Below are 26,134 nucleotides of genomic sequence, written 5' to 3' on the forward strand. Positions count from 1 at the left end.
CCACGCAGTTTGTTAAGACACAATTACACACTTCCCGGGATGGCGGCGTAACCCGCTAGCCCGACTATGAAAGGACACTATTATGGCTAAGCTCACCAAGGACGAGCTCATCGAGGCCTTCAAGGAAATGACCCTGCTGGAGCTCTCCGAATTCGTTAAGGAATTTGAAGAGGTATTCGACGTCACCGCTGCTGCTCCGGTTGCTGCTGTTGCTGCTGCTCCCGGTGCTGATGCTGCTCCGGCTGAAGAGCAGACCGAGTTCGACGTTGTTCTCGAGGATGCTGGCGCCAAGAAGATCGGTGTTATTAAGGCTGTCCGCGAGATCGTTTCCGGCCTGGGACTGAAGGAAGCTAAGGAACTGGTTGAGTCCGCTCCTAAGGCTATCCTCGAAGGTGCTTCCAAGGAAGACGCCGACGCTGCTAAGGCTAAGCTGGAAGACGCTGGCGCTAAGGTTACCCTCAAGTAATCACGTCGCTCTTTTGAGCCTTACTCCCGCTGCTATCATGCAGTCGGGGGTTTTCTTATGTGCTCAGCATGTCCGGCTTCTGTGATCGTCGGACATGCCTTGTGCAGTCTGCCCGGTGTGGAACACAAGTTGTGATCTACTTAACTTTCTGAATAATTGATTTTATATCCTAATTAAGTCAATTCAGCACGCGCTCTGATGGAGTGCCCTCGATCCAAAGGAAGGTGTGCAACGAGCCAAAGATGTCGCCGCCAAGATTGACACCGGAATGATCCACGTCAACTTGGGACAGGCTTTCAGCCCGCCCCTGCCGTTCGGAGGAATTAAGAACTCCGGATTTGGTCGTGAGCTGTTCACTCTGGACATGGATGAGTTTGTCAACAAGCAAACCTTCTACGTCAACGACTAACACTGGCGACGCACACCGCCCCTCAGGAATACATCCTGTGGGCGGTTTCTTTTATCTGCGCGACGTCTATCTATCTTGTAGCGCAGTTTCACAATCCCGTTGTATCTCCAGGGGAGTATAAAGCTGTCGCGGTCTTCTGCCAAGAAGAATCAGAGGTGATCAAGCTTGGTAGCGGACCTCGCCGTTAATAATCGTGGTCATCACATTAATACCGCCGAATTCCGAAGAATCAACTGCCAGAGGGTTTTTGTCGAGGACCACAATATCAGCCAAATATCCGGACTTGATCTTTCCCTTTTTATGGGCGCTACCGGTAGCGGCGGCAGAGCCCTCACAATAAGCAGTCAAAGCTTGGAAAGCACTAATGCGATCATCAGGTGCATAGACATTAGAGCTTGCCGTGAGGCGTTCGACAAAAGACTGGATGACTAAAAGCGGATTCCCATCCGCAACTGGACGATCAGAACTACCAGGAAGAATTGCCCCCGCTTTGAGTAATCGTGCTGCGGGATATGAATGAAATACCCGCTCAGGTCCAATCAGCCGGGCCATATGATCACCAAATTCCTTAATAAACCGAGGCTGCGGAACTAAGGCAATACCTAACTCGGCGATTTGAGCGATATGCTTGTCAGAACAAACCCCACCATGCTCAATTCGGTGAGGTATACGAGGTCGGCCATATCGGTGACTAGCTTCGGAGATAGTATCTATCGCAAAATCTACAGCCGCATCACCTAAAGCATGGATCGCCAAACTCCAACCGTTTGCAGCTGCGGACAAGGCGGTTTTCCTCATGAGATCAGGGTCATCCTGGAAATAACCGCGATTATTTCCGCATTGACAATAGTTCTCCTCCATAGCTGCAGTGCCTCCCAAAATGGAGCCGTCGCTAAAGATCTTTGTCGGGCCAATTTCTAAGAAATCATCACCGAAACCTGAATGAATGCCAGTATCTAAGCCAAAACCGGACGGATCATCTGGATGGCTTTGAATGGAATGAAGCGCATCAATGGTTATCATTACTTGGCTTCTATGCTTGATATTGCCATTTCGATATCCTCGCTGGTAAGCAGCGAGTTCCATGGGGCTATGGCCAATCCACCCCCCAGCTATCCCAGCGTCAGTAACTGAAGTGATGCCTTGTTTTATATACACGTCAGAGGCAGCAACTAAAGACTTCTCGATATAGCCTAAAGGCTCGGGTTGCAATAGATTATTGACCGACCGCATGGCATTTTCTTCAAGGAGACCAGTTGGGCGGCCTTCTTGATCGCAAACGATTCGGCCACCTTCGATCTCCATGGAACAGTTTTCGCGTACTCCAGCGCGCTCTAAGGTCTCTGAGTTTACGGTTAATGCATGGCCCGAATTATGCTTGATGACGAGGGGGCGTCCGTTGCAGCATTTATCCAACTGAACAATGTCTACCTTTCCATCTGCTAGTGCTGATGGAGTAAAGCCAGAAGCAATAATCCACTCATCATTCTGCGTATTTGCGGCTTCTTGTAGTTGCTGATAGACATCAGCAGTCTCTTGTGCGTCTGAGAGATCGATTTCCAATAGTGTTTGTCCGAACCACACACTGTGGGCATGGGCATCGTGGAAACCGGGAAAGGCATATTTCCCATCAGCATCGAAGTATTTTTGTGATCCCATCGCTGATCCGGAGGGGGCGATATCGATGATTCTTCCTTCCCACACAGCGATGTCGAATAGCTCGTCACGATCTGGTTGAGATGGATTCGATAAAGGTAGATGCGCATTTTTAATGACTAAATCTGCCAGCATGGATCCTCCTAATGAATTTAGGGTCAAAATTAACATGGGCACGTGGATTGTCAATAGTTCATACAACTACTAATGCACAAAATATCACCCTGCATGATGGGGAAATAGATGGAAGAAAATAACGAGATAAATAGTTTTACATGCAGTTTTAGGTTGAAATTAGGGGGAAGAAGCGAAAAGGATAGCAAGGGTTAGGGGAGTTATTTGTGCAAAAGCCAAAAAATTACTTGAGAATCTGTTGCGATATCCACGAATTTCTATCGAGTGTTCCATATCACTTTTCTCCAGGCTAGGCTCAGAGAAAACTCAAACCTGAACAATCAAGGTTGAGAGTCTGAAGGAGCTGATCATGACAACGTCCTCACGTCCTCTATCCACGACACATGAAGTAGAAGCCAAAGAAGTACGCAAAATTGCATTCTCGGCTTTCATCGGAACCGCCTTAGAGTGGTATGATTTCTTCCTTTTCGGAACAGCATCAGCCTTGGTCTTTAATCACCTGTACTTTGCCGGAAATGCCCCAGCTACAGCAACCCTCGCGTCTTTCGCAGCCTTCGGTGTGGGCTTTTTAGCCAGACCTCTAGGTGCAGTGTTCTTCGGGAAACTAGGGGATAAGTGGGGGCGAAGACCCGCACTAATACTATCGATCGTGGTCATCGGTCTAGCTACCGGTTTAGTAGGATGCTTGCCGGATTATTTCAGCATAGGAATCGCAGCTCCGATCCTCTTGACGGCGCTTCGCCTCTTCCAAGGGGTAGCTGTAGGTGGCGAATGGGGTGGAGCCACTACCTTAGCCATTGAACACGCTCCAGCCCGAAAACGTGGCCGCTACGCTGCGCTGGTGCAAATGGGTTCACCCATCGGCACACTCATGTCTAGCGGTGCTTTCGCACTGGTCTTTATGCTTCCAGCGGAAACAGTAGATGTGTGGGGATGGCGTTTACCCTTCCTCGCCGCGTTTCCCTTTTTGGGAATAGCATTATGGATTCGACTCCAAGTAGAGGAGTCTCCGGTTTTTCAACAACTGGCAGAAGAAGCAGAAGAGAATCAGGGTTCTCTTGCAGAACTGTTTCGCGGCTATACCCCCCAGATATTCTGGGCAACCTGCGCTGCCTTGCTAGGAATCGGTGGGTTCTTCGTCATGACCACCTATATTTTGAGTTATGGTACTACGGTTCTTGGATTAGAAAGACAATCTTTGGTCAATGCGACAGTAATAGCAGCAGCAGTTGAAATATTCATTCTGCTTATTTTCGGTAGAGTCGCAGAACGACTTGGCGCCCACAAAGTCATTGTCGTCGGTGGTGCTCTAACAGCAATTTTTGCCTGGCCAATATGGAAGTTGATTGACACAGGTAATCTCATCTTTGTTTCTTTAGCGATTGTGGTAGGAATTTCTTTGGTGAGTATTCCGTATGCGGTGATTGGTGTACTCCTCGGGCACATGTTCGAGGCGAAATTGAGGTACACGGGAATGGCTATTAGCTATAACTTTTCTGGGGCAATAGCTGGTTTACTTCCGTTTATCGCCACATGGATGAATGGGTTTTATGAGAAGCAGTCATCTACCCCGGCGATTATTATTCTCATTGCTATCTCCTTGTTGACTATGGTGGGCGGGATCTATGGAGGGCGCCACTATATCACCGACGATGTGCAGGTTAAAGAAGCGTGATTGTTAAGCTAGACCGTCTGTGACAAGTGTGCTGAGCACCTCGACTAAGAAATCCCGTCCGGCTAGTAAGTCATCTGGTTTCGTAAATTCCCTTTCGTTATGAGAAATACCTTCCACACTCGGTACGAACAGCATAACTGTCGGGCATAAATCTTTTAGATTAGTGGAATCATGCCCAGCCACTGTTTGTACTTTGGCATAAGAGATACCCATCTCCTCCGCGATATGTTGAGTCAGGTTTATCCCTTCAGCACAATAGGGAGATAGCTCCCAGGAGTGAGTAAGATTTTTCTCCACTCTGACCGACGCCTCTTTTTCGACGTTGTCTAGGATTTTTTCCAGAGCTAAGACCGCCCAATCGAGAGCCTCTGAGGAAGGTGAGCGCAAATCAACGTTAATTGTGGTTTCGCGAGAAATAGTGACCGGAGAATTAGGTAAAACTTTAATATGGGAGACCGAGGCCTGTAATAGCTCCTTCTGGCACCGCTCTGCTAAACGTCGAACTTCGGTAATGACAAGGGCAGCACCAAATAGGGCATCTTTGCGGTCTGCAATCAACGTGGATCCGGTATGTGCTTGTTCTCCAATCACCCGAACCGTGAATTTTCGGGCTCCCCAGGTTTCGGTAACTAAGCCAATTTGTTTACCTAGATTTTCCAGATTTCTTCCCTGCTCCACATGAATTTCGGCGTAGCTTATCGGAGTGGGGAAAGTGAATTTCCCTTTGAATCCGTGTGCAGTTAATTCCGCGTCTACGCTTGTTCCGCGGTCATCGGTGCTTGCTTGGGCTTCATCGAGCGAAAGCTTAGAGCAATACACGCCACTGCCCATCATCGAAGGGCTAAAGCGTGAACCTTCTTCGTTAAACCAATTTACGACTGCAAGGTTGTATTTTGGGTGAAGTGCCTCCATAGAAGCTTGGTAACCTAATAGGCTGGCGGCTGAAGCGGCGGCCAATACCCCATAGGATCCATCAAATTTTCCCGCTAATGGCTGGGAATCTAAATGGGAACCGCACAGAACATACGGAGCTCCAGGATAAAATTCCAAAAGCCCGAATTGATTTCCGATTGGATCGTATTCCACCTGGAAATGGTGAGCTTCGAGCCATTGATGAAACCATCGCCTAGCCTCGGCATCTGCATCTGTTGCTGCTTGCCTATCAATCCCTCCGCCTGGGGTGGCGCCAAATTGCGACATAGCCGCAAAGTCACTGAAAAAGGTGTCTTGCCACGAGGTCATTGCTCATCCTCCACGGTTATATTGTCAGGCCTTGAAAGTTAAAATTAACAAAATTGTGCGATTACCTTTAGTAATCTAGCTATTTCTCCGCTAAAAGCTGGAAAATTCTGCAATAAGATAGGCATGTGCACATTTTTGCCACTTTTCATGCGAGAGCGGTTAAGGAGGGTTCGTGATGCTAAGCGACTGGGAAAACCTTGTGAAGTCTATCGAGAATCGCAATGAGGAATTCGCCGATGCTTTTCTTGCAAAGTTCCTTCAACGTCGCCCCTATGGAGAGAAAACTATCCCAGATAGTGAAGCGCACGCTACCGCGAGGATGATTTTTGATGCCCTCGTTGAGCTTCTGCGAGCCGATCCGAACCAAGGGAGAAGTCCCACTAATTCTCGCAACATTAAAGATCAGTTAGAAAAATTTGGCCGATTACGTGCTCGGAAGGGAATTTCTATCGAGGCCGTAGTAGAGACGATGCGGCTTGATTTTGCGGTCATCTGGCACATGCTTGAGGCGCAAGCGAAAGGCCCGCAGCGTGAGGTTTTGTTGTCTCAAGCGGTTCGCGTCAATCAGGCTGTGGATACTCTATCCTCTCAGGTTCGTGATGCGTATTTGCGGGAGCGAGCTGAGATGGATAATGATTCTCGAATAGCAACGATTAATTATCTTCAGCGTCTTATTAATCCTCAGGAGTTGAATGAGGAAGAATACTTAGAGATATCCAAAGGATTGGGGATCGGGAATGTTGAAGGCGTCGACGCATTAATTACAAGTCCCAGGTATTCAGGTCTGATAGAAAAGACTGTATTGAAATCCCTCATGGTCGGCGATGTTATGGGAGTACGTATTCAGGACTGCTACTGTTTACTTTCTCCTAGTAAAAATGACTATTTTAGTAAGATTGTGTCAAAAGTTCCTCGTGAAACGGTGTCAATTCTTTATCCATTGAGAAAGGGATTAGCGGAGGTGCACACTGCTCTTAGGGGAGCCCCAGACTTACTGCGACAATTGGAATTATTAAGCGGTATGCACTACGAGTTTCCGCTTCATATTGACTCTGCTGTGGACCTAGTGGTGGGTTCTTATATTTATCAGGTCATCCCGGGGTTGGTTGATGAAAAGGTAAAAGTGTTAATGGGGATCCGGGCTAGAGAAAGGCATAACATTGTAGAAGCAGTGGAAACCTATTTGTCAACTGGATCGGTCAAAGCCGTGGCTAGTCAGCTCTATTGCCATCGAAATACTGTTATGAATCGGTTAAAATCATTCGCTGATTATACGGATATTTCCCCTTTAAAACCTAAAAATTATGCTCTAATTATCGGTGTGCTAGCGAGGCTTCATGACGAAGAGCTCTCATTGTGAAGTCTCATGCGGGGTGGCTAAACCATATAGAGAAACCCCACGGGAGTAATATGCCGCCCAGCGTTGATCCCCATAGGAATAATGCCACCATTCTTTGTCAAAAGGAGCAAAGCCAACGCTTAAAAGGCAGTGCGATAATAGCCTGCGTAAATCTCGGGCTACTACTTTCTCAGGTTCGTCAGTGTCAGCAATGTGCTCTAAGGATCGCGCGTGAGATTCTGGCAGAAAAGCATCAAAATCTGTTCCCAGCGCTAGGGGTGTTCTTTGAAAAGAGAGCGTAACGTCCACGGCTCCGCCAGTGGTGTGGGGCGGCAGAATCGCTGGGTTGTTTGTAGCCGCAATATAGTTTTTGCTATTTGCCGGGAATGCTTGTTGATAAATCCGTATTAATTCTTGCTGCGCAGCCATACTGCGCCAGGTGTCAAGACAGCACAGGTGAAACCCTGGTGGAAGTAATTGCTGAGCGGCATCAAGCCGGTCAATCATCCCTTTTCTGGCATACATCTTCTGCGGCATCACAGGGGAATTCAATCGCAAATAGAGGTGTTCTTGGGGTAGGAAGGGCGGCAGCTCCACCAGTGGATCCTCAGAAGCTCCAATTCGTACCTGAGCAAGGCTCGCGCCATCGCATCGCTGGGGAATCTCCGGGATAGGCGGAAGGTCCGGAGGTAGGTGTGGTCGAATCTGCTCATAGTCCGCGTCCGCTAACCATCGCTCAGGTACTACGGGTGTGGTGTTCAACTTAAGCTTTCTCCTTAATTAACGCCGCTGTGATTGGGCTTCTCTGCCGGGAACTGTGGACGTCGGGTCCGAACTGAGGGTATCAACGTGTTCACCAAGCAGATCCGCGAGAGCTTGATCCTCGGGTAGTGGCGACGCGAAGGCATAGAGGAGTCCCCCTAAGAGGAACCACCCGCCAAGAATGATGTACTCCATCGGCCAGATCAAGGACAGATCAGTGCCGGGGTAGAGGGCAAGGATGATCACTAAAACCGCTCCTATGGCTCCGACCAGCGGTAGGAGAACTGAGCGTGGCGGAATGCGGTCTTTTAGATGAGGGTATCTGCGGGGTGCCCGAAGATGAGAGATCACCACGATGAGCCATACCAAGCCCAGGTAAATGCCGCCGGTGTCCAGGAACCACCCTACTGCGCCTTTACCGAGCCAGCCGAGGCCGATAGTAAGGATCAAGACAAAAAGCAGGGCGTCGCGGGGAGTGTGGTGTTGGGGGTGGAGTTTCGCCAGATTCGGCGGCAGTAGTCTTACCCTGGCTAGGGCAAAAACAATGCGGCTAGAGGCCATAAATAGTCCGAGGAATGATGTGAGTAACCCGACAATAGCAATGATGAATGCGCCCCAGCCGAGGAGCGGGAATCCGGCTTGACGGAAAGCCGTGATACTACCTTGGTCCATGGTGGCTACTTCTTTCCACGGCAGAATAAAAGCTGAGGCTGCTAGAACTACGCAGTAAAAGGTCCCGGCGAGGAGGACAGTAAGGACCACCAAACGGCCGATTGTTGCGGATGGCAGCTTAGCGTCTTCTGCGAGAGTGGCAACGAGGCCGAAACCGGCCATGTAGGTCATTCCGGGAACTACAAATCGGAGGGTGCTGAGGAGGGCACCGCGGTCTTCATAGTAGGCGGGCCAAAAGTTGTGGATGCTTCCTTGGCTAAAGCCCACGACGGCGAGGGATAGTCCAATGACAATGAGAATTCCAAAAAGGACGGTTTGAACTTGAGCACCTAAGGAGATTCCGAAGTAGTTGAGAAAGTAGAAAAGGAGGGCCAGAGCTAAGCCGCAGATGAGGACTGGGAGGGTGACGTTGGCTCCGGCTATGGAATAAAGGGGAAGGGTGCTGAGTTGAGGGAAGACTAGTTCAAGGAGGACACCGAAAGCGGTGAAATAAAAGGCTAGTGAGGAGATGTAAGCCCCGATGAGCAACCAGCCAACGATAAAACCCATTTGCCGGCCGAGGATGGTGTAGCTGTAGACAACTTCTCCTCCGGCTCGGGGAAATAGGGCCGTTAGTTTTGCGTAAGAGAGAGCGACGCAGGCGGCGAGAACGGTGCCAATGGCTAAACCAAAAATCATGCCGCCGGCGCCGTACTTTTCGAAGAATGTTCCGTTGGTGTAGATCCAACTGGAACCGATGACGCCAGATACGCCGAGGGCAACGAGCGGAATGAAACCCAAAGTCTTATTAAGTTCTTGCCTGGGCATGTCTACCTCTCTTCTCTGTAGTCGAAAAACCACAGGGGTGGTGGGGTGTCACTAAATAAAAAGGAAAACTTTAGCGCGACTAAGAATGTCGGGGTTGGCTCCACTGTATTCTCTTCGTCGGTGGATCGGTAGACTGTTCTTCATGCTTCCACGCTCCCGCATTTTTGGTATCTTGCTGATCGGTGTGGGGGTGGCCCTGGCGGCAGCCGGTCTCCTCGGCCCCCGGGTGATTCACCTCGATGCTCGAGTCCCCCTGGATGTTGAAGAAAATACCATGAGACTTCATGATTCGGAGGCAAAAAGCCGAATTGTCGGTGACCCTGACGCCGGGGTTGTTGTCGGGCCGATGGTTCGACAACTTCACACCACTGTCCAAGAACCTGTCGATGAAGATAACGCCACCATGCGCGTTGGCGTCTCGGTGCGTCGAGAGCAAGCCCCTTCAGAAGCTGAGGGGTTGACTACTGCCCAGGTGTGGGACTTCGGGATTGACCGTCGGACCGGAAAGATCAACACTCAGATGCGGGTGAGCGATCAAATCGCTAGCCCACCCGCCGATATTTCTGCCAATTGCTGGTGGCTAAATTTCCCGCCCAACCCGGAGCAGACAACCTATCAGATTTTTGACGACACCTTGCGACGTTGCGAACCGGCAGTGTTTCGCGGAGAAGAAGATGTCGCCGGGCGGCCCGCCTACCACTATTACCAGCGGATAGACCCCACCAACGTGGCTCAGGAATACAACGGGCCCTTTACTATCACCCATTTTTCCGACGGCCGCGAAGGCTACTTATATCATTCAGCAGATCGAGATGTGTGGGTGGATCAAGAAACCGGCATGTTGCTCAAACTATCTGAAAATATCGATGATTACTATGGTGATGCCCACGCTAATCGCGTCGAAGATAACTTCACCTTTCATGGACGTATGCCTGAACAGGACGTCAGCGCCAGGGCAGAAGCATCGGCGGAGGTTGCCAAGCGAGGTGTCGTAGGCATTATTTTCCAGGTGCTGAAGTTCCTCGGTGCAGTCTTGATCCTGGGCGGTCTGGGTGTTACTTTCTGGCCTCGAGGGAAGGCTCGACGCTAACCCCAATAGGCCTCTTCTCATTCCGCGCGGCTTCCCCTTTACAAAGTGGGAAGTATGGTATATGCTGTTTCGTTGCGCTGGAATTCTTTCCTGGGTATAGGCGAGCCTTGTTTGATCAGTCTGAAAAATGATTGACTTGACAAGGTCATTTCGTGCTATCTGGGGGAGTTATTTCCTGGCAGACCGAATGCTCAAACATACCAGTGGCGCGGTGGTCACGACCGGGTGGCTATCGCACCGCGTGAGGTGCTGGAAGGACCCATCTTGGCAGTCTCCCGCCAGACCAAGTCAGAGGCCGAATTCCCCGGGGCTCCGAAGCGATATTCTTTCGCTAAAATTACCGAGCCTATCGAGGTGCCGGGCCTCCTCGACCTGCAGCTTGAATCCTTTTCCTGGTTGATTGGTACCCCGGAGTGGCGTGCTCGTCAACAAGAAGAGCGTGGGCCTGATGCTCGCGTTGTTAGTGGACTGGAGGAAATTCTCGAGGAATTATCACCTATTGAGGATTACTCCGGCAATATGTCTTTATCCCTGTCTGAGCCTCGTTTCGAGGATGTGAAAAACTCGATCGATGAGTGTAAAGACAAGGACATCAATTATTCCGCTCCGCTTTATGTCACCGCGGAGTTCATCAATAACGAAACCCAAGAAATTAAATCCCAGACCGTTTTTATCGGCGATTTCCCGATGATGACGGATAAGGGGACTTTTATCGTCAATGGTACAGAACGCGTCGTTGTTTCTCAGCTAGTGCGTTCTCCTGGTGTGTACTTTGATCAAACTATTGATAAGTCCACCGAGCGCCCACTCCACTCGGTAAAAGTTATCCCATCCCGCGGTGCGTGGCTGGAATTTGATGTTGATAAGCGAGATACCGTGGGGGTTCGTATTGACCGGAAACGTCGCCAGCCAGTAACAGTTCTTCTCAAAGCTCTAGGGTGGACCGCGGAACAAATCACCGAACGCTTCGGTTTTTCCGAGATCATGATGTCCACATTGGAATCCGATGGTGTTTCTTCTACTGATGAAGCGCTCTTAGAGGTTTATCGACGTCAACGTCCCGGTGAGCAGCCCACGCGCGATTTAGCTCAATCTCTTTTAGATAACTCCTTCTTCCGAGCCAAGCGCTATGACTTAGCCAAGGTTGGGCGCTATAAGATCAACCGGAAACTCGGTTTAGGCGGGGATCATGACGGATTGATGACCCTAACCGAAGAAGATATTGCCACCACACTAGAATATTTGGTTCGCCTCCATGATGGTGAGCGCAGTATGACTGCCCCCAATGGCGAACCCATCCCCGTGGAAACGGATGATATTGACCACTTCGGGAACCGTCGTCTTCGCACCGTAGGCGAACTCATCCAAAACCAGGTGCGCGTTGGTCTGTCTCGCATGGAACGGGTGGTCCGTGAGCGGATGACCACCCAGGATGCAGAGTCCATCACTCCGACTTCGCTGATCAATGTGCGCCCGGTTTCCGCTGCGATCCGTGAGTTCTTCGGTACCTCCCAGTTGTCTCAGTTTATGGATCAAAACAACTCGCTTTCCGGGTTAACCCATAAGCGTCGTCTGTCCGCCCTGGGTCCGGGTGGTTTGACTCGTGACCGCGCAGGTATTGAGGTCCGAGACGTTCACCCCTCACATTACGGTCGCATGTGCCCCATTGAGACCCCCGAAGGTCCAAACATTGGTCTGATTGGCTCACTCTCGTCCTACGCTAGGGTCAACGCTTTCGGCTTTATTGAAACCCCTTATCGTCGCGTTGTAGACGGCCGGCTCACCGATCAAATTGATTACCTGACCGCGGATGTTGAAGACCGTTATGCCGTAGCCCAGGCTAATACTCAATATGATGAGGATGGTTATATCACCGAAGAACGCGTTACGGTACGCGTGAAGAATGGTGATATCCAGGTTATCCCTGGCAATGAGATTGACTATATGGATATCTCCCCGCGCCAGATGGTCTCTGTGGGCACCGCCATGATTCCCTTCTTGGAGCATGATGACGCTAACCGTGCTCTGATGGGTGCCAACATGCAGAAGCAGGCAGTTCCGCTGGTCCGAGGAGAGGCCCCCTACGTGGGCACCGGCATGGAACAGCGTGCTGCCTATGATGCCGGTGACTTAGTTATTTCCAAGAAGGCCGGGGTAGTAGAAAACCTCTCGGCAGACTTCATCACCATCATGGATGATGAAGGTATCCGGGACACCTACCTGCTGCGTAAATTCCAACGCACTAACCAAGGCACCTGCTATAACCAGGTCCCCATCGTGAATATTGGTGACCGAGTTGAAGCCGGGGAAGTCCTTGCTGATGGTCCGGGCACTCATCATGGTGAAATGTCGTTGGGCCGCAACCTCTTGGTCGCTTTTATGCCGTGGGAAGGCCATAATTACGAAGACGCCATTATCCTCAACCAGCGCATTGTTGAAGAAGATATTCTCACCTCAATCCACATTGAAGAGCATGAAATTGATGCTCGGGATACCAAGTTGGGAGCTGAGGAAATCACCCGTGAGATCCCGAATGTTTCCGAGGATGTCCTTCGTGACCTCGATGAACGCGGAATCGTGCGGATTGGTGCTGACGTTCGTGACGGGGACATCCTGGTCGGTAAGGTAACCCCCAAGGGTGAAACCGAGCTCACCCCAGAAGAGCGATTACTCCGAGCTATCTTCGGGGAAAAGGCTCGCGAGGTTCGCGACACTTCCATGCGCGTTCCTCACGGTGAGACCGGAAAAGTAATTGGGGTCCGCCGCTTCTCCCGCGATGATGATGACGATCTTTCGCCCGGCGTGAATGAAATGATCCGGGTGTACGTCGCCCAAAAACGCAAGGTTCAGGACGGCGATAAGCTCGCTGGACGGCACGGAAATAAGGGTGTTGTTGGTAAGATCCTCCCGCCGGAAGATATGCCATTTATGGCTGACGGGACCCCGGTGGATGTCATCCTCAATACCCACGGTGTGCCGCGTCGTATGAATATTGGCCAGGTGTTGGAAACCCACCTAGGGTGGCTAGCCTCCGCCGGTTGGAAGGTTGATCCAGAAGATCCCGCCAATGCGGAATTGATTAAGACATTGCCGGAAGAACTCTATGATGTTCCACCGGAGTCTTTGACCGCTACACCGGTATTCGACGGCGCAAGCAATGAAGAACTTGCCGGTCTGCTCCGTAATTCCCGTCCCAACCGAGATGGGGATGTGCTGGTTGACGAAAACGGTAAGACCATTCTGCTAGATGGGCGTTCCGGTGAACCTTTCCCGTACCCGGTTGCAGTGGGCTACATGTACATGTTGAAGCTGCACCACCTGGTCGATGAGAAGATTCACGCCCGCTCCACTGGCCCTTATTCCATGATTACTCAGCAGCCGCTGGGAGGTAAGGCCCAGTTCGGCGGCCAGCGCTTCGGCGAAATGGAGGTGTGGGCAATGCAGGCCTACGGTGCTGCTTACACCCTTCAGGAGCTACTGACCATCAAATCTGACGATGTTGTGGGTCGTGTCAAAGTCTACGAAGCCATTGTCAAGGGTGAAAATATTCCGGATCCAGGTATCCCGGAATCCTTCAAAGTGCTTCTCAAGGAGCTTCAGTCCCTGTGCCTGAATGTGGAAGTTCTTTCCTCCGATGGCACTCCGATGGAACTGTCTGGCTCCGATGATGATGACATGGACCAGAGTCCTTCCTTGGGCATCAACCTCTCCCGGGACGAACGTTCCGATGTTGAATCTGCCTAGAAGATAAAAACTGCCACCACTGATAGCCAACGATCTCCCGGGGAGCCGGGAGGAAAGGGAGTTACGTGCTCGACGTCAACTTCTTCGACGAACTCCGTATCGGTCTGGCCACGGCCGACGACATCCGTCGCTGGTCCAAGGGCGAGGTAAAGAAGCCGGAGACCATTAATTATCGAACCCTCAAACCGGAAAAAGACGGTTTGTTCTGCGAGCGTATCTTCGGTCCGACCAGGGACTGGGAATGTGCTTGCGGTAAGTACAAGCGCGTCCGGTACAAGGGCATCATCTGTGAACGCTGCGGCGTTGAGGTGACCAAGTCCAAGGTCCGTCGTGAACGGATGGGCCATATTGAGCTTGCTGCCCCGGTAACCCACATCTGGTACTTCAAGGGCGTTCCTTCCCGTCTGGGATATCTTTTGGACTTAGCTCCTAAGGATCTGGAACGTATCATCTACTTCGCGGCCAATATCATCACTGGTGTTGATGAGGAAGCGCGCCATAATGACCTGACCACTCTAGAAGCAGAAATGCTTTTAGAGAAGAAGGATGTTGAGGCAGATGCGGAAGCTGAAATTGCTGATCGCGCCGCGAAATTAGAAGAAGATCTTGCGGAGCTAGAAGCAGCCGGTGCTAAGGCTGATGCTCGACGTAAGGTTCAAAATGCTGCTGACAAAGAAATGCAGCACATCCGGGAGCGTGCAGAACGCGAAATTGAGCGTCTTGACGAAATCTGGAACACCTTCGTCAAACTCAGCCCCAAGCAAATGATTATTGATGAGTCCCTCTACGAGGAACTCATTGATCGTTATGAGGATTACTTCACCGGCGGCATGGGTGCTGAAGCTATCCAAACCCTGATCCGGAACTTTGATCTCGATGCTGAGGCTGAAGAGCTCCGCTCGATTATCAATGAAGGCAAAGGCCAAAAGAAGGTTCGCGCCCTCAAGCGCCTGAAAGTAGTTGCTGCCTTCCAACGGTCTGGCAATGATCCGGCCGGTATGGTTCTAGACTGCATTCCTGTCATTCCGCCAGAGCTCCGCCCGATGGTGCAACTCGATGGTGGCCGCTTCGCTACCTCTGACCTCAACGATCTCTATCGTCGCGTCATCAACCGGAATAACCGTTTGAAGCGGATGATTGATCTCGGTGCGCCGGAAATTATTGTCAACAATGAGAAGCGGATGCTCCAGGAATCTGTGGACGCTCTCTTCGACAACGGTCGTCGCGGACGCCCAGTAACTGGACCTGGCAACCGTCCGTTGAAGTCTCTCTCGGATTTGCTCAAAGGTAAGCAAGGCCGCTTCCGTCAGAACTTGCTGGGTAAGCGCGTAGACTACTCCGGCCGTTCGGTAATTATCGTCGGTCCGCAGCTGCGTCTGCATGAATGCGGTCTGCCTAAGCTCATGGCTCTGGAGCTTTTCAAGCCCTTTGTGATGAAGCGTCTGGTAGAACACGACTACGCGCAGAATATTAAATCTGCGAAGCGCATGGTAGAGCGTCAGCGCCCCGAGGTGTGGGACGTGCTGGAAGAAGCTATTGCAGAGCATCCCGTCATGCTCAACCGTGCACCTACCCTCCACCGTCTAGGTATTCAAGCCTTTGAGCCGGTCCTCGTTGAAGGTAAGGCAATCCAGCTCCACCCCTTAGCTTGTGAAGCTTTCAACGCTGACTTCGACGGCGACCAGATGGCAGTCCACCTGCCACTGTCTTCCGAGGCTCAGGCTGAGGCTCGAGTCCTGATGCTGGCTTCCAACAACATCCTGTCCCCGGCGTCCGGTAAGCCCTTGGCCATGCCGCGTCTGGACATGGTGACTGGCTTGTACTTCCTCACCATGGATAAGGGTGAGGATGAGATTGGTGGCGAAGGTCGCTACCGTCCGGCCACCACTGATCAGCCAGCTGTGGGTGACTACTCCACCGTTGCAGAAGCCATTATGGCCCGTGATCGTGGAATCTTAGGAATCCAGGCTCCCATCCGAGTTCGGATCTCTCACCTGCGCCCGCCGGCAGATATTGAAGCAGAACAGTTCCCCGATGGCTGGCAGCTAGGCCAAGCCTGGACTGCGCATACCACCCTTGGGCGGGTCATGTTCAACGAGCTTTTGCCGTGGAACTATCCCTACCTGGAAGGGGTCATGGTCCGTAAAGGCGGTGGAACCGGCAAGATTCTGCTGGGTGATGTCATTACTGACCTGTCTGCCAAGTATCCCATGATTACTGTGGCGCAAACCATGGACAAGATGAAAGACGCCGGATTCTACTGGGCAACCCGGTCCGGTGTGACCATCTCTATGTCTGATGTGTTGGTTCTTCCGAACAAGGAAGAAATCCTGGATCGTTATGAGGCTGAGGCTCGGGAAATCGAGCGGAAGTACTGGGTCCAGGGTGCGCTAACCGAACGGGAACGCTATGACCGTTTGGTGGAGTTGTGGAAAGACGCAACGGACACTGTGGGTGAAGCTGTTGAGAATCTTTACCCAGATGACAACCCCATCCCGATGATCGTGAAGTCCGGTGCCGCCGGTAATATGCGTCAGATCTGGACGCTCGCCGGTATGAAGGGCATGGTTGTGAACTCCAAGGGTGATTACATCACCCGACCGATCAAGACTTCATTCCGTGAAGGTCTATCGGTGTTGGAGTACTTCAATAACTCTCACGGTTCTCGTAAGGGTCTGGCCGATACCGCTCTTCGTACCGCAGACTCTGGGTATCTCACCCGACGTCTGGTTGACGTTGCTCAAGACGTTATTGTTCGCGAAGAGGATTGTGGCACCACCCAAGGTATTCGCGTTCCGGTAGCCGACGTCGTCCGCGATGCCGAAGGAAATATCACCGGCTATACCCGGCACCCGCTCACCGAAACCTCAGTTTCTGGTCGAGTACTAGCTGCTGACGCCACTAGTGAGGATGGAACCGTCATCCTTGAAGCTGGCACGGAGATCAATGAACTGCATATTGATGCCCTCGTGAAGGCTGGGGTCACCAAGGTTAAGGTTCGCTCCGTTTTGACCTGTGCTACCGCCACCGGCGTGTGTGCGAAGTGCTATGGCAAGTCCATGGCCTCCGGAAAGCTTGTGGACATTGGTGAGGCTGTGGGTATTGTGGCTGCACAGTCCATTGGTGAGCCTGGTACTCAGCTCACCATGCGTACCTTCCATCAGGGTGGTGTCGGTGGTGACATTACCGGTGGTCTGCCCCGTGTCCAGGAACTCTTTGAAGCTCGCGTTCCGAAGAATCGGGCCCCCATTGCGTCGGTCGCCGGTACCGTCCACTTGGAGGATGAAGGCAACTTCTACACCCTGACTATCACGCCTGATGATGGTTCAGATGATGTTGTCTATGAGAAATTGTCCAAGCGGCAGGGTCTAGCCATGGTGCGACGACCCATGGAGTCCAACCCCAATGCGATGATCGAACGCACCCTTCGTGAGGGCGATCATGTTGAGGTTGGTGACCGGTTGCTGCGCGGACCCGCTGATCCGCACGACGTCTTGGAGGTGCTGGGTCGTCGAGGCGTGGAACAACACCTCATTGACGAAGTTCAAGCTGTGTACCGGACCCAGGGTGTGGCTATCCACGATAAGCACATCGAAATCATCATCCGCCAGATGCTGCGTCGCGGTACGGTGATTGAATCCGGTTCCACTGAGTTCCTGCCCGGAACCCTGGTGGATCTCCAAGAGGCGAAATTGGCGAATAAGGAAGCTGTGGCTGCCGGTGGTGAAGCTGCCGAACTTCGAAGCGAAATCATGGGTATTACCAAGGCTTCCTTGGCTACCGAATCCTGGCTATCGGCTGCGTCCTTCCAGGAAACCACCCGGGTTCTTACCGATGCGGCGATCAATAAGCGCTCCGATAAGCTCATTGGTCTGAAAGAAAACGTCATCATCGGTAAGCTCATCCCGGCGGGAACCGGTATTAGCCGCTATCGCAATATCACGGTGAACCCCACGGAAAGCGCCCGCAGTGCTAGCTACCCCATTTCTACCTTTGGGGATAGCATTTACGGTGGAGATGATTCCTTCAGCGAATTCACCGGACCGTCTGTGCCCCTGGAAGAAGCTAACTTCTTTGACCAGTAACAGATCTCTGAGCGGATAGCGACGCCGCCTCACGGCTCCTCGCTTAGATCCCAGTACACCCCGTGTTTTTCTTCGGAAAAGCGCGGGGTGTAGTCCTGTTCAGGTAACTCAGGCTTGCCTAGCTTGAAAAAAGCACCGCTGAGGAAGAACATGGAAAAGATAAAAGCAGTGGGGGAGCTCGCTGGCAACAACCTGTACCAGTCCATCCAAGGAGTTGAGGATTCATGGCTAGAAGCCAACGGGTCCAATGGGTAGATATTGCCAAAGGGCTGTGTATTCTGCTCATCGTTGTTCACCACGTGAGTATGTATCCGTTCAGCTCCGAGATTCTCCTGGAACTACAAGCGTCAGTTAGTGCCATCCGAGTTCCCCTCTTTTTCTTCTGCTCGGGACTATTTGCCACCCGATTACTCAGCGGCTCTCTCACCTGGCTGTGGCAAAAGCGGATCTGGCCTTGGCTTTTCCCCTTCACCCTGTGGACTTTTATCTATCACATGGGCATTCACCAAATGAGCCCGGCAGACACCGTCCCGATGTTGGTGCATCCGGAGTCTTTTCTCTGGTTTCTCCAAGCCCTCATTCTCTACAGCATCCTGACCTGGCTTACCCGTTTCATCCCCCGAGTCCTGGTATTCCTCATTTCACTTCTTCCGCTTCTCTTCTTCCCACTATCCGACATTCTCGGGGACTACTACGGAATCATGAGATGGTGGCCGGTGTTCCTATGCGGACTGTACAGCCGCTATCTGATTTTTCCGGACCCGAAGACTCACGAATCAGGAATCGATAAGGTTCGACGCCGCCCCGGCTATCAGCTCGCCGCCGTTGGCATCTTCTCCGGTATCGTCTCACTAGCTCTGTGCATGGAGTTCCTGGAAGTCAAAGTCATCCAATATGATCTCTTCAGTTCAGAAGCATGGGCGGCATATGATCGACTCAAACTTATCCCCATCGCCTTAAATGGGGTGGCCTTAGCCATCTTTTTTGCCATGCTCTTAGAGCGCCAACAAAGCGTTCTCCTATCTCACGTTGCGGATCTTCTAGCCTTGGCCGGGCGGCACACCCTGCCTATTTATCTCAGTCACCTACCGGTCAATATTCTCTTTGAGTACCACGCTGTGGAGCTTTTGGGGTGGACTTCCTGGGCCGATGCGCACCCCATCATGATGACCGTGATCGGTACTGGGATTTGCTTGGCGATTGCAATGCTTCTAGAACTTCTAGCAACAAGGGTTCCTGGCTGTCGATGGTTGGTGTATGCACCTGGACGCGATCAACGAAAAAAGGAACATCAAGGTTCTCGGGACAGGCTCTCTCCATCGCGTGAAAACCACCGCCACTCCATCGTGCTCCACTAAGTCACCTAGATACACCTCCACTAGGAACCGCATCAACTGTTCTTGGTACCGTGCTGGACCAGCGGAGGAAACCCCAGCCGTCGAGACCTTAGCTTAAGTGAATCTGCAGTTGGTTAGGGCTAGCATTCTAGCCATACTGAGCTGGGCAAATATGGCCCGACGCGGGAGCGGTGCATGGTGATACGATGATGAAGTCATCGCAGTACCTCGGTGCTATGCCAAGAATGAGTAAATAGAAACTTCCTCTCGGGAAAGTGACTCTAGCTGATCTTGTCTAGGCGTGCCATACCTGAAAGATTTTCATGACGCGAACATCTGCCCACCCTGTGGCATGGTGCCTTATCTTCCTGGGGCTATTAATCATTGCTCCGGCACTTAGCCTAGGGTTCGGCCCGGCAGCTATCCCCTTTTCTGAGGCTTTCCATATTTTTTGGGGAAAACTGAGCGGTCTCGGCGATTTATCGCAGTACCACAGCAACGTCGTCAGTATTATTTGGCAACACCGGGTTCCGAGGATTCTCAGTGCCATCGGGGTGGGGGCCATTCTTGGCATCAGTGGCGTAGTTATGCAAGCCGTGATCAGAAACCCCCTCGCAGAACCCTATGTCCTCGGACTGAGCTCCGGAGCATCCACGGGTGCAGCCATCGCCATCGTGATATTTGGCAGTGTCGCTGCCGCCGTAATAAGCGGCATGGCTTTTGTCGGAGCTATAGCAGCTACCGCGGTGGTGCTGTGGCTAGGAATAGGGCGGGGAAGTAGCTCCCTCAAACTTGTCCTCGCCGGTGTGGCTATGGGGTTTATGTTTAGCGCCCTCACCAATCTCCTCATCATCAAAGCGAATAACGCCGAAACAGCCCAAAGTGTTATCTTTTGGACTCTCGGTTCTTTAAGCCGACCCTCGTTGAATCAAGCGCTCACACTCTGCGTGGTAGGGCTTGTGCTCGGCCTATCAATGTGGGTGTGCGGGCCCTATCTTGACGCCCTAGCGTCGGGAGATCACACGTGCATCGCTATTGGCATTAACCCCACCATCACCCGGGTGTTCGTGCTTATCCCGGTTTCAGCAGCAGTTGCCATTGCCGTTGCCCAGACCGGAGGGATTGGATTTATCGGTTTAGTGGTTCCACACCTTGTGCGTCCTTTATCCGGCTACGCTCATCGAGGAGTCATTGCACTAACTGCTGTGGTGTCCTCGCTATTACTCCTCGCCACAGACACAGTTGCGCGCACAGTCTTAGCGCCGGTCGATATTCCCATCGGGGTTATTACTGCGCTTCTTGGGGCGCCACTTCTGATTGTTTTGACCAGGAGGCTGAGCTCATAACGATGATTGACTTCCATGACATTGGCCTTAGTCGAGGCGAAAAAACCCTTCTCCATGGGGTAAGTGGGATAATTCATGACGGGGAAACGGTGGGTATTGTTGGGCCAAATGGGGCGGGGAAAACAACCCTATTGAAGGTGCTTTATAAAGCGTTGCGGGCAGATCGCGGGAATGTTGTTGTGGATGGGGACGATATTGCTGCCTTAGGGCGTAAACATATTGCTCGCAGAATGGCGGTGGTAGCTCAGCATGAGGATAACGCTCTGCCTTTGACCGTGAAAGATAGCGTCCAGTTAGGTCGCTTAGCCCAGCATAACGCCCTGAACTACGGCAGCCCCAAGGATCAGGATGCGGTACGCAGCGCCCTGGTGAGTGTCGGGCTGGATCATTGTGGAGAGCGATTAATTAGTGAGTTATCCGGAGGAGAATTGCAGCGAGTGCTGATAGCGCGAGCTATTGTGCAAGAAGCGAGCCATTTGCTGCTGGATGAACCTACGAATCATTTAGATATTCACCATCAGTTTGCCATTTTGAAGATGGTGAAGAATTTAGGGAAAACCAGTGTTGTGGTTTTGCATGATCTTAATTTAGCGGCGCACTATTGTGACCGAGTGGTGCTCTTAAACCGGGGGGAGATTGTAGCGCAGGGGTCACCGGAAAAAGTTTTTGATCCAGCATTGATTTCCGAGATTTACCACATCCACGCCCAAGTGATAGCTATTCAGGGTAAACGTCACCTGGTTTTTGAAGACCATCATCCTTAAGAGAAGGAACAACTATGAGACTAGGGGAAAAGACATCCGCATTACTCGGTGTTTTCAGTATTGCGGGAATAGTGCTGACAGGTTGCAGTGCACCGGAAAGCGCTAAAGATGATGCTCCCGCGCAGGCTGCTGGGGCTGACATTGAGGTAGAAAGCTGTGGCCGCACCGTTCATCTCGATCACATACCGGAGCGGGTGGTCTTTCAAAATAACGTGGGAGCCTCGCAGCTCATGGATCTGGGATTGATGGATAAGGTGGTTGCGCGCTCAGGGGATATTGACACCTCTGTGTATGCGCCTGACCAAGCATCACTGATTGATGCTTTGCCTCGCCTGGAGGGGACAGACCTGGGCAGCGGGCACACCAAGCTAGCTACCGAGACGCTGTTGGACAATGATGTAGACCTAGTTCTGAGCCACCACTCCGGGGTTGATATTGACAAGGCTGAAGAATCGGGGATTGCGGTTTATATTCCTGCGGCTTATTGCAGTGGGGCGAAAACTAAAGCAGCCAGTTTTGATGACGTGAAAAAGGAAGTGAGCACCTTCGGTACGCTTTTCGGGGTAGAAGATAAAGCCGAGGCGTTGAATCAAAAGATCACTACTCGGATTGAGGAGTTGGAAAAAGAAGAACCTCAATCACCGCTTAGGGGTAAAAAAGCTATCGCGCTTTTTATCACTCCGGGGGATACCGGAACGGTGTGGGCCTACGGCACTGGTGCCATGATTCAGCCGCAATTTGAGGCGCTAGGGATGAAGAACCTCTATGATGACCGCTCCGAACGTGTTTTTGAGGTCTCTATGGAAGATGTCCTCGCTAAGGATCCGGACCTGGTGGTGCTCCTCCACACTGCCGGAACCGAGGAGGATGTTATGACGACCTTCCAGCAGATCAGGGGGTATGAAGCGCTGCGGGCTTATCAGAATAAGGCAGTGGCGGTGATGCCTTATTCGCTGGTTGATCCGCCTTCATCGCTATCGCTCCAGGGGGTTGACACATTGAAGGAAAAAGTTCTCCCAAGCCACCCTTCAGTAAGCCGCGCCTGAGGTCCGACGCTTAAGGGGGGTAGCCCTACAAGCAATTCTCAAAATCATCTGAGAAAACCTTTCTGAGCTGCCCCTACTTGCAATCCTTAAGGAGGCTTTTTTCACGTCCCTCATCCCAGGCAGCAGCTGTGATCCAATTGTTTCACAGCAAAACCGGAGCGGAATGAGGAGTGTCATAAACATGAATGAGCCAGACGTCGGACCTAAAACACTAAGCCCCGGGTCACCACGATTTTGCTGCTGGCGACAGTCTTACCGCTTATTGATTCCAGCGTGGTGAATGTGCTTCTGCCTGCCATCGGACATGCCCTGGGGGTGGCCGAAGCCGATGCTCAACTAGGAGTTTCCGGCTACATGCTGGCCGCAACTGCGGGGATTGTGCTCTCGACATCCCTGGTAAGAAGATTTGGCTCCACGCAGGTCCTCATGGTCACGATGATTCTTTTCGGAGTGGCATCCCTAGTGGTGGGGCTCAGCCCAAACCTGGTGGTGTTTAATCTTTCTCGGGTAGTCCAAGGCGCTGCCAGTGGTTTTATCATGCCAGCTGTGCAAGCCGTCGCTGCGGACATTGTAGGCAAGGAGGGGATGCGGGCAGCACTGGCAACAATCGGGCTTCCTGCGGTAATTGCTCCAGCTTTTGGCCCTCTGCTAGGCGGAGCACTGGTGCATCTGGTGGGCTGGAGGACTCTCTTTCTCATTAACATTCCCCTGGTGGTTGGCGCCTTACTCCTAGCACCTAAAGCATTAGCGAAAAGCACCCCTCACATTCTTCCGCTGGGGGCAGGGCAGGCGGTTCCCGCGATCCTCGGCATGGTGGGACTGCTCTGGGGTATCAGCAGCATCGGAGGTTACCCCAGCTCAACGGTGCTCCTCATTTTTGCTCTGGCACTGATCTGCATCGCTATTTTTGCGGTCCTGGACTGGCGAGCCAAAACCCCTCTCTTGGACGTGAGCGTTTATCGCCAACTGTCTTTCAGCACAGTGATCCTGTTGTGCTTTATGGTGGGGGCGGTGTTTTATGGCACCCTTTTGTCCACCTCTATGCACACCCAGCTGGAACTCGGTCAACTCGCGTGGGTGGCAGGCCTGGTACTAGCCGCACAAGGGGCTGGGGCCTGGATTACCCGCAGCGTCATCAAAGGTCCCTGGAAATCTGCTGATCCTTTTCTCATCCTCGGTGGAGGATTAATTCTTGCAGCTATTTCTTCCTTGGCGATGCAACTCATCAACCATTGGTCCATGACAGCGGCCCTGCTCATGTTGGGGTGCGCGGTCTTTCGTGGCCTCGGTTTAGGAGGCTGCACATTAATGGCTCTCTCCGCCGGGTATGAGGTGTTAAGTGCTGAGAAGTCCGCAACGGTTGCCGCACACACGAGGCTGGCCCTCCAATGCGGTGGTGGTCTTGGTGCTGCTGTGGTAGGTATTTGGCCGGGTTCTTCCTGGTCCTTAGGCGCAGCAACGTGCGGCTTTTCCCTCCTAGGGGCGGTCTTCGCTTTCTCGCTGTTGCTCCGGCAGTCACGGACCCCGGTGGTGGCGTAGGGTGCAGGCATGGAAAGCCCGAGTACTGAGGGCACAGTTTTTGCCCGACGCCTCAAACATTCGCGCATGGATAACAAACTCACCCAAGCCAGGTTGGCTGCGGGAATCTGTTCCCCTAGTGCAATATCTCGGTGGAAATCAGGGCAGGGAATCCCGGATGCAGAGGTAATTGGAGCGCTCGCTGATCGGTTGGAAATAGATCCCTCGGTACTCACCGGACGGGGGTTTGATCCCCGATTTGCGGAATCTTCGGAGAGTTTCGCTGAGCTCATCCACACCGTGTTTGGCGAGGGGAATGGCGCTCCGGAGTCACATATGACGCAGTGGATTGGGATGTTTAAGGAGCTTCTGTCTGTGGTGGATCCGTGGAATGGGGGAGCTGATCCTCGCCGGATTATTGATGCTTTGGCGGTAGATCCACTCACTGAATTAACCCCGGTGACGTGGGAGAGTGCTGAACTTTTAGAAGCTTTAGTGGCGCTGGCTGAGGATCAGAGATTAGCTCAGGTCGAAAGACTTAGTGAGGTCCTGGGATGGACCACGGATGCGCCGCAGGTTCTTCGCCGCCTCGCTGTGGAAATAGCAGTAGGGATGTTAGTTCTCATGAAGATGCCGCTAGCCGCCTGGGAGGTAGTTTCCACAGCGTCATTACCTGACATCACTATGACAACTTTCTTCCTTCTGACCTTGAGCAGCAAAGAAGCTAGAGATCTTCCACCGGTGGCTGATCACCGAAGCAGTAGAGATACCGCTTTCAGTATTCTTGCTGAGCTTTTGAACTTGCCTCCGGAGAATCACGATCTGGCGCTAAGGGCGGTAGCCATCGCGTGTCCGCAAGACGCCCTAGTAAAAGGGATCATCAGGCAGATGAGGGAAGAGAACTAAAAGAAGAGAACTAAAACAAGTATGAGGTTTCTCCTTCATCCATCTTGCAATCTCACAGGTGGACGGGTATAGTCGCACGATGTTCCCCCGTCGATGGCGGTGGGAGTCTGACACCGCCTTCTCCTGAACACTGAGTGATCAGCGAGAATGACGAAAGTCTGGACATGTCGGAAGGGCCCCGGAAAGAGCCCCGTTTTTGTCATGTTTAGGGTTTTGTGTGACGGGAATTAACTGAAACTTTGATGACAACCTCTTGAAAAAGGACGGTTCATGCCAACTATCCAGCAGCTGGTCCGAAAGGGCCGCCATAATAAGTCCGCGAAGGTCTCCACCGCGGCGCTGAAGGGTTCTCCTCAGCGACGTGGCGTGTGCACCCGTGTTTACACCACCTCCCCGAAGAAGCCGAACTCCGCGTTGCGGAAGCTTGCTCGTGTTCGTTTGACCACCGGTATTGAGGTTTCTGCATACATTCCGGGTGAAGGCCACAACCTGCAGGAGCACTCCATGGTGCTGGTTCGTGGAGGCCGTGTAAAGGACCTTCCTGGTGTCCGCTACAAGATCGTCCGTGGCACCCTTGATACCCAGGGTGTGAAGGATCGCAAGCAGGCTCGTTCCCGCTACGGTGCGAAGAAGGAGAAGTAATCAATGCGTAAATCTGCAGCTCCGAAGCGTCCCGTTGTCAAGGATCCGGTCTACAGCTCTGAGTTAGTCACCCAGCTGGTGAACAAAGTTCTTAAAGACGGTAAGAAGTCCACCGCCGAGCGTATTGTTTATGGCGCGTTGGAAAAGTGCCGTGAGAAGACCGGAACTGACCCAGTAGGCACCCTGGAGAAGGCTCTGGGCAATATCCGTCCGGATCTTGAAGTTCGCTCCCGCCGTGTGGGTGGCGCTACCTACCAGGTCCCGGTTGAGGTTCGCCCCGGCCGCGCCAACACCCTGGCTCTGCGCTGGTTGGTAACTTTCACCCGGCAGCGTCGTGAGAACACCATGATGGAGCGTCTGGCTAATGAAATTCTGGATGCCTCCAACGGTCTTGGCGCATCCGTGAAGCGTCGCGAAGACACCCACAAGATGGCAGAGGCTAACCGCGCCTTCTCCCACTACCGCTGGTAAGACGCCGACATGCCATTCTTTG

Annotated in this window: 20 protein-coding genes; 15 read left to right on the top strand and 5 right to left on the bottom strand. The window is 52.3% G+C overall.

Going from position 1 to position 26,134, the window contains the following annotated elements:
- The first annotated feature begins 82 nt into the window (after positions 1–82).
- A complete protein-coding gene (rplL, locus tag GP475_RS02130; RefSeq protein WP_187975017.1) occupies positions 83–466 on the top strand; it encodes a 50S ribosomal protein L7/L12 in 384 nt (127 codons plus the stop codon).
- 226 nt (positions 467–692) lie between these two features.
- Complete coding sequence (locus GP475_RS02135) at positions 693–875, top strand: aldehyde dehydrogenase family protein (RefSeq protein WP_262485219.1); 183 nt, start codon at positions 693–695, stop codon at positions 873–875.
- A 159-nt stretch (positions 876–1,034) separates the two neighbouring features.
- Here GP475_RS02135 and GP475_RS02140 read toward each other — a convergent pair whose 3' ends face one another.
- Positions 1,035–2,666, bottom strand: coding sequence for an amidohydrolase (locus GP475_RS02140; protein WP_187975018.1), 1,632 nt, complete (start codon positions 2,664–2,666; stop codon positions 1,035–1,037).
- Positions 2,667–3,015: 349 nt separating this feature from the next.
- On the opposite strand from GP475_RS02140, the gene GP475_RS02145 reads away from it, so the two are divergent.
- Positions 3,016–4,341 (top strand): MFS transporter, encoded by a 1,326-nt coding sequence (locus GP475_RS02145; RefSeq protein WP_187975019.1) that lies wholly within the window; start codon positions 3,016–3,018, stop codon positions 4,339–4,341.
- Positions 4,342–4,344: 3 nt separating this feature from the next.
- On the opposite strand, the gene GP475_RS02150 is transcribed toward GP475_RS02145, so the two are convergent.
- The gene (locus GP475_RS02150) at positions 4,345–5,583 is read right to left on the bottom strand and encodes a M20 family metallo-hydrolase (protein WP_187975020.1); all 1,239 of its coding nucleotides are present in this window, start codon (positions 5,581–5,583) and stop codon (positions 4,345–4,347) included.
- 175 nt (positions 5,584–5,758) lie between these two features.
- Between GP475_RS02150 and GP475_RS02155 the strand changes: the two genes are divergently transcribed.
- The gene (locus tag GP475_RS02155) at positions 5,759–6,943 is read left to right on the top strand and encodes a helix-turn-helix domain-containing protein (protein WP_224400335.1); all 1,185 of its coding nucleotides are present in this window, start codon (positions 5,759–5,761) and stop codon (positions 6,941–6,943) included.
- On the opposite strand, the gene GP475_RS02160 is transcribed toward GP475_RS02155, so the two are convergent.
- Both GP475_RS02160 and GP475_RS02165 read right to left on the bottom strand, forming a co-directional pair.
- Positions 6,935–7,684: a M15 family metallopeptidase gene (locus GP475_RS02160; protein ID WP_187975022.1), complete on the bottom strand. Its 750-nt coding sequence runs from the start codon at positions 7,682–7,684 to the stop codon at positions 6,935–6,937. The genes GP475_RS02155 and GP475_RS02160 overlap by 9 nt on opposite strands.
- A gap of 18 nt (positions 7,685–7,702) precedes the next feature.
- Complete coding sequence (locus tag GP475_RS02165) at positions 7,703–9,163, bottom strand: APC family permease (RefSeq protein WP_187975023.1); 1,461 nt, start codon at positions 9,161–9,163, stop codon at positions 7,703–7,705.
- A gap of 142 nt (positions 9,164–9,305) precedes the next feature.
- On the opposite strand from GP475_RS02165, the gene GP475_RS02170 reads away from it, so the two are divergent.
- The 3 genes from GP475_RS02170 (at position 9,306) to GP475_RS02180 (ending at position 18,082) form a co-directional block, all read left to right on the top strand.
- Positions 9,306–10,253 carry a DUF3068 domain-containing protein gene (locus GP475_RS02170; protein ID WP_187975024.1) on the top strand — a complete coding sequence of 316 codons (948 nt, stop codon included), beginning with the start codon at positions 9,306–9,308 and terminating at the stop codon, positions 10,251–10,253.
- 246 nt (positions 10,254–10,499) lie between these two features.
- Positions 10,500–13,997, top strand: a complete 3,498-nt coding sequence (gene rpoB, locus GP475_RS02175; protein ID WP_187975751.1) for a DNA-directed RNA polymerase subunit beta — start codon at positions 10,500–10,502, stop codon at positions 13,995–13,997.
- 65 nt (positions 13,998–14,062) lie between these two features.
- Positions 14,063–18,082, top strand: a complete 4,020-nt coding sequence (locus GP475_RS02180) for a DNA-directed RNA polymerase subunit beta' (RefSeq protein WP_187975025.1) — start codon at positions 14,063–14,065, stop codon at positions 18,080–18,082.
- A 29-nt stretch (positions 18,083–18,111) separates the two neighbouring features.
- Here GP475_RS02180 and GP475_RS02185 read toward each other — a convergent pair whose 3' ends face one another.
- Positions 18,112–18,288, bottom strand: a complete 177-nt coding sequence (locus tag GP475_RS02185; RefSeq protein WP_187975026.1) for a hypothetical protein — start codon at positions 18,286–18,288, stop codon at positions 18,112–18,114.
- An 18-nt stretch (positions 18,289–18,306) separates the two neighbouring features.
- On the opposite strand from GP475_RS02185, the gene GP475_RS02190 reads away from it, so the two are divergent.
- The 8 genes from GP475_RS02190 (at position 18,307) to rpsG (ending at position 26,112) form a co-directional block, all read left to right on the top strand.
- Positions 18,307–19,440: an acyltransferase family protein gene (locus GP475_RS02190; protein ID WP_187975027.1), complete on the top strand. Its 1,134-nt coding sequence runs from the start codon at positions 18,307–18,309 to the stop codon at positions 19,438–19,440.
- 302 nt (positions 19,441–19,742) lie between these two features.
- Positions 19,743–20,765: a FecCD family ABC transporter permease gene (locus tag GP475_RS02195; protein ID WP_187975028.1), complete on the top strand. Its 1,023-nt coding sequence runs from the start codon at positions 19,743–19,745 to the stop codon at positions 20,763–20,765.
- Between the two features lie 2 nt (positions 20,766–20,767).
- Entirely contained in the window at positions 20,768–21,529 is a 762-nt protein-coding gene (locus GP475_RS02200; protein WP_187975029.1) for an ABC transporter ATP-binding protein, read from the top strand.
- Between the two features lie 14 nt (positions 21,530–21,543).
- A complete protein-coding gene (locus tag GP475_RS02205; RefSeq protein ID WP_187975030.1) occupies positions 21,544–22,575 on the top strand; it encodes an ABC transporter substrate-binding protein in 1,032 nt (343 codons plus the stop codon).
- A 234-nt stretch (positions 22,576–22,809) separates the two neighbouring features.
- Positions 22,810–24,114, top strand: coding sequence for an MFS transporter (locus GP475_RS02210; protein WP_262485220.1), 1,305 nt, complete (start codon positions 22,810–22,812; stop codon positions 24,112–24,114).
- Positions 24,115–24,123: 9 nt separating this feature from the next.
- On the top strand, positions 24,124–24,999 hold the full coding sequence (locus tag GP475_RS02215; protein WP_187975031.1) for a helix-turn-helix domain-containing protein: 876 nt from the start codon (positions 24,124–24,126) through the stop codon (positions 24,997–24,999).
- A 270-nt stretch (positions 25,000–25,269) separates the two neighbouring features.
- A complete protein-coding gene (gene rpsL / locus GP475_RS02220) occupies positions 25,270–25,641 on the top strand; it encodes a 30S ribosomal protein S12 (protein WP_187975032.1) in 372 nt (123 codons plus the stop codon).
- 3 nt (positions 25,642–25,644) lie between these two features.
- On the top strand, positions 25,645–26,112 hold the full coding sequence (gene rpsG, locus GP475_RS02225) for a 30S ribosomal protein S7 (protein ID WP_187975033.1): 468 nt from the start codon (positions 25,645–25,647) through the stop codon (positions 26,110–26,112).
- Positions 26,113–26,134 lie beyond the last annotated feature (22 nt).

Source organism: Corynebacterium poyangense (assembly GCF_014522205.1).
Classification (GTDB): domain Bacteria; phylum Actinomycetota; class Actinomycetes; order Mycobacteriales; family Mycobacteriaceae; genus Corynebacterium; species Corynebacterium poyangense.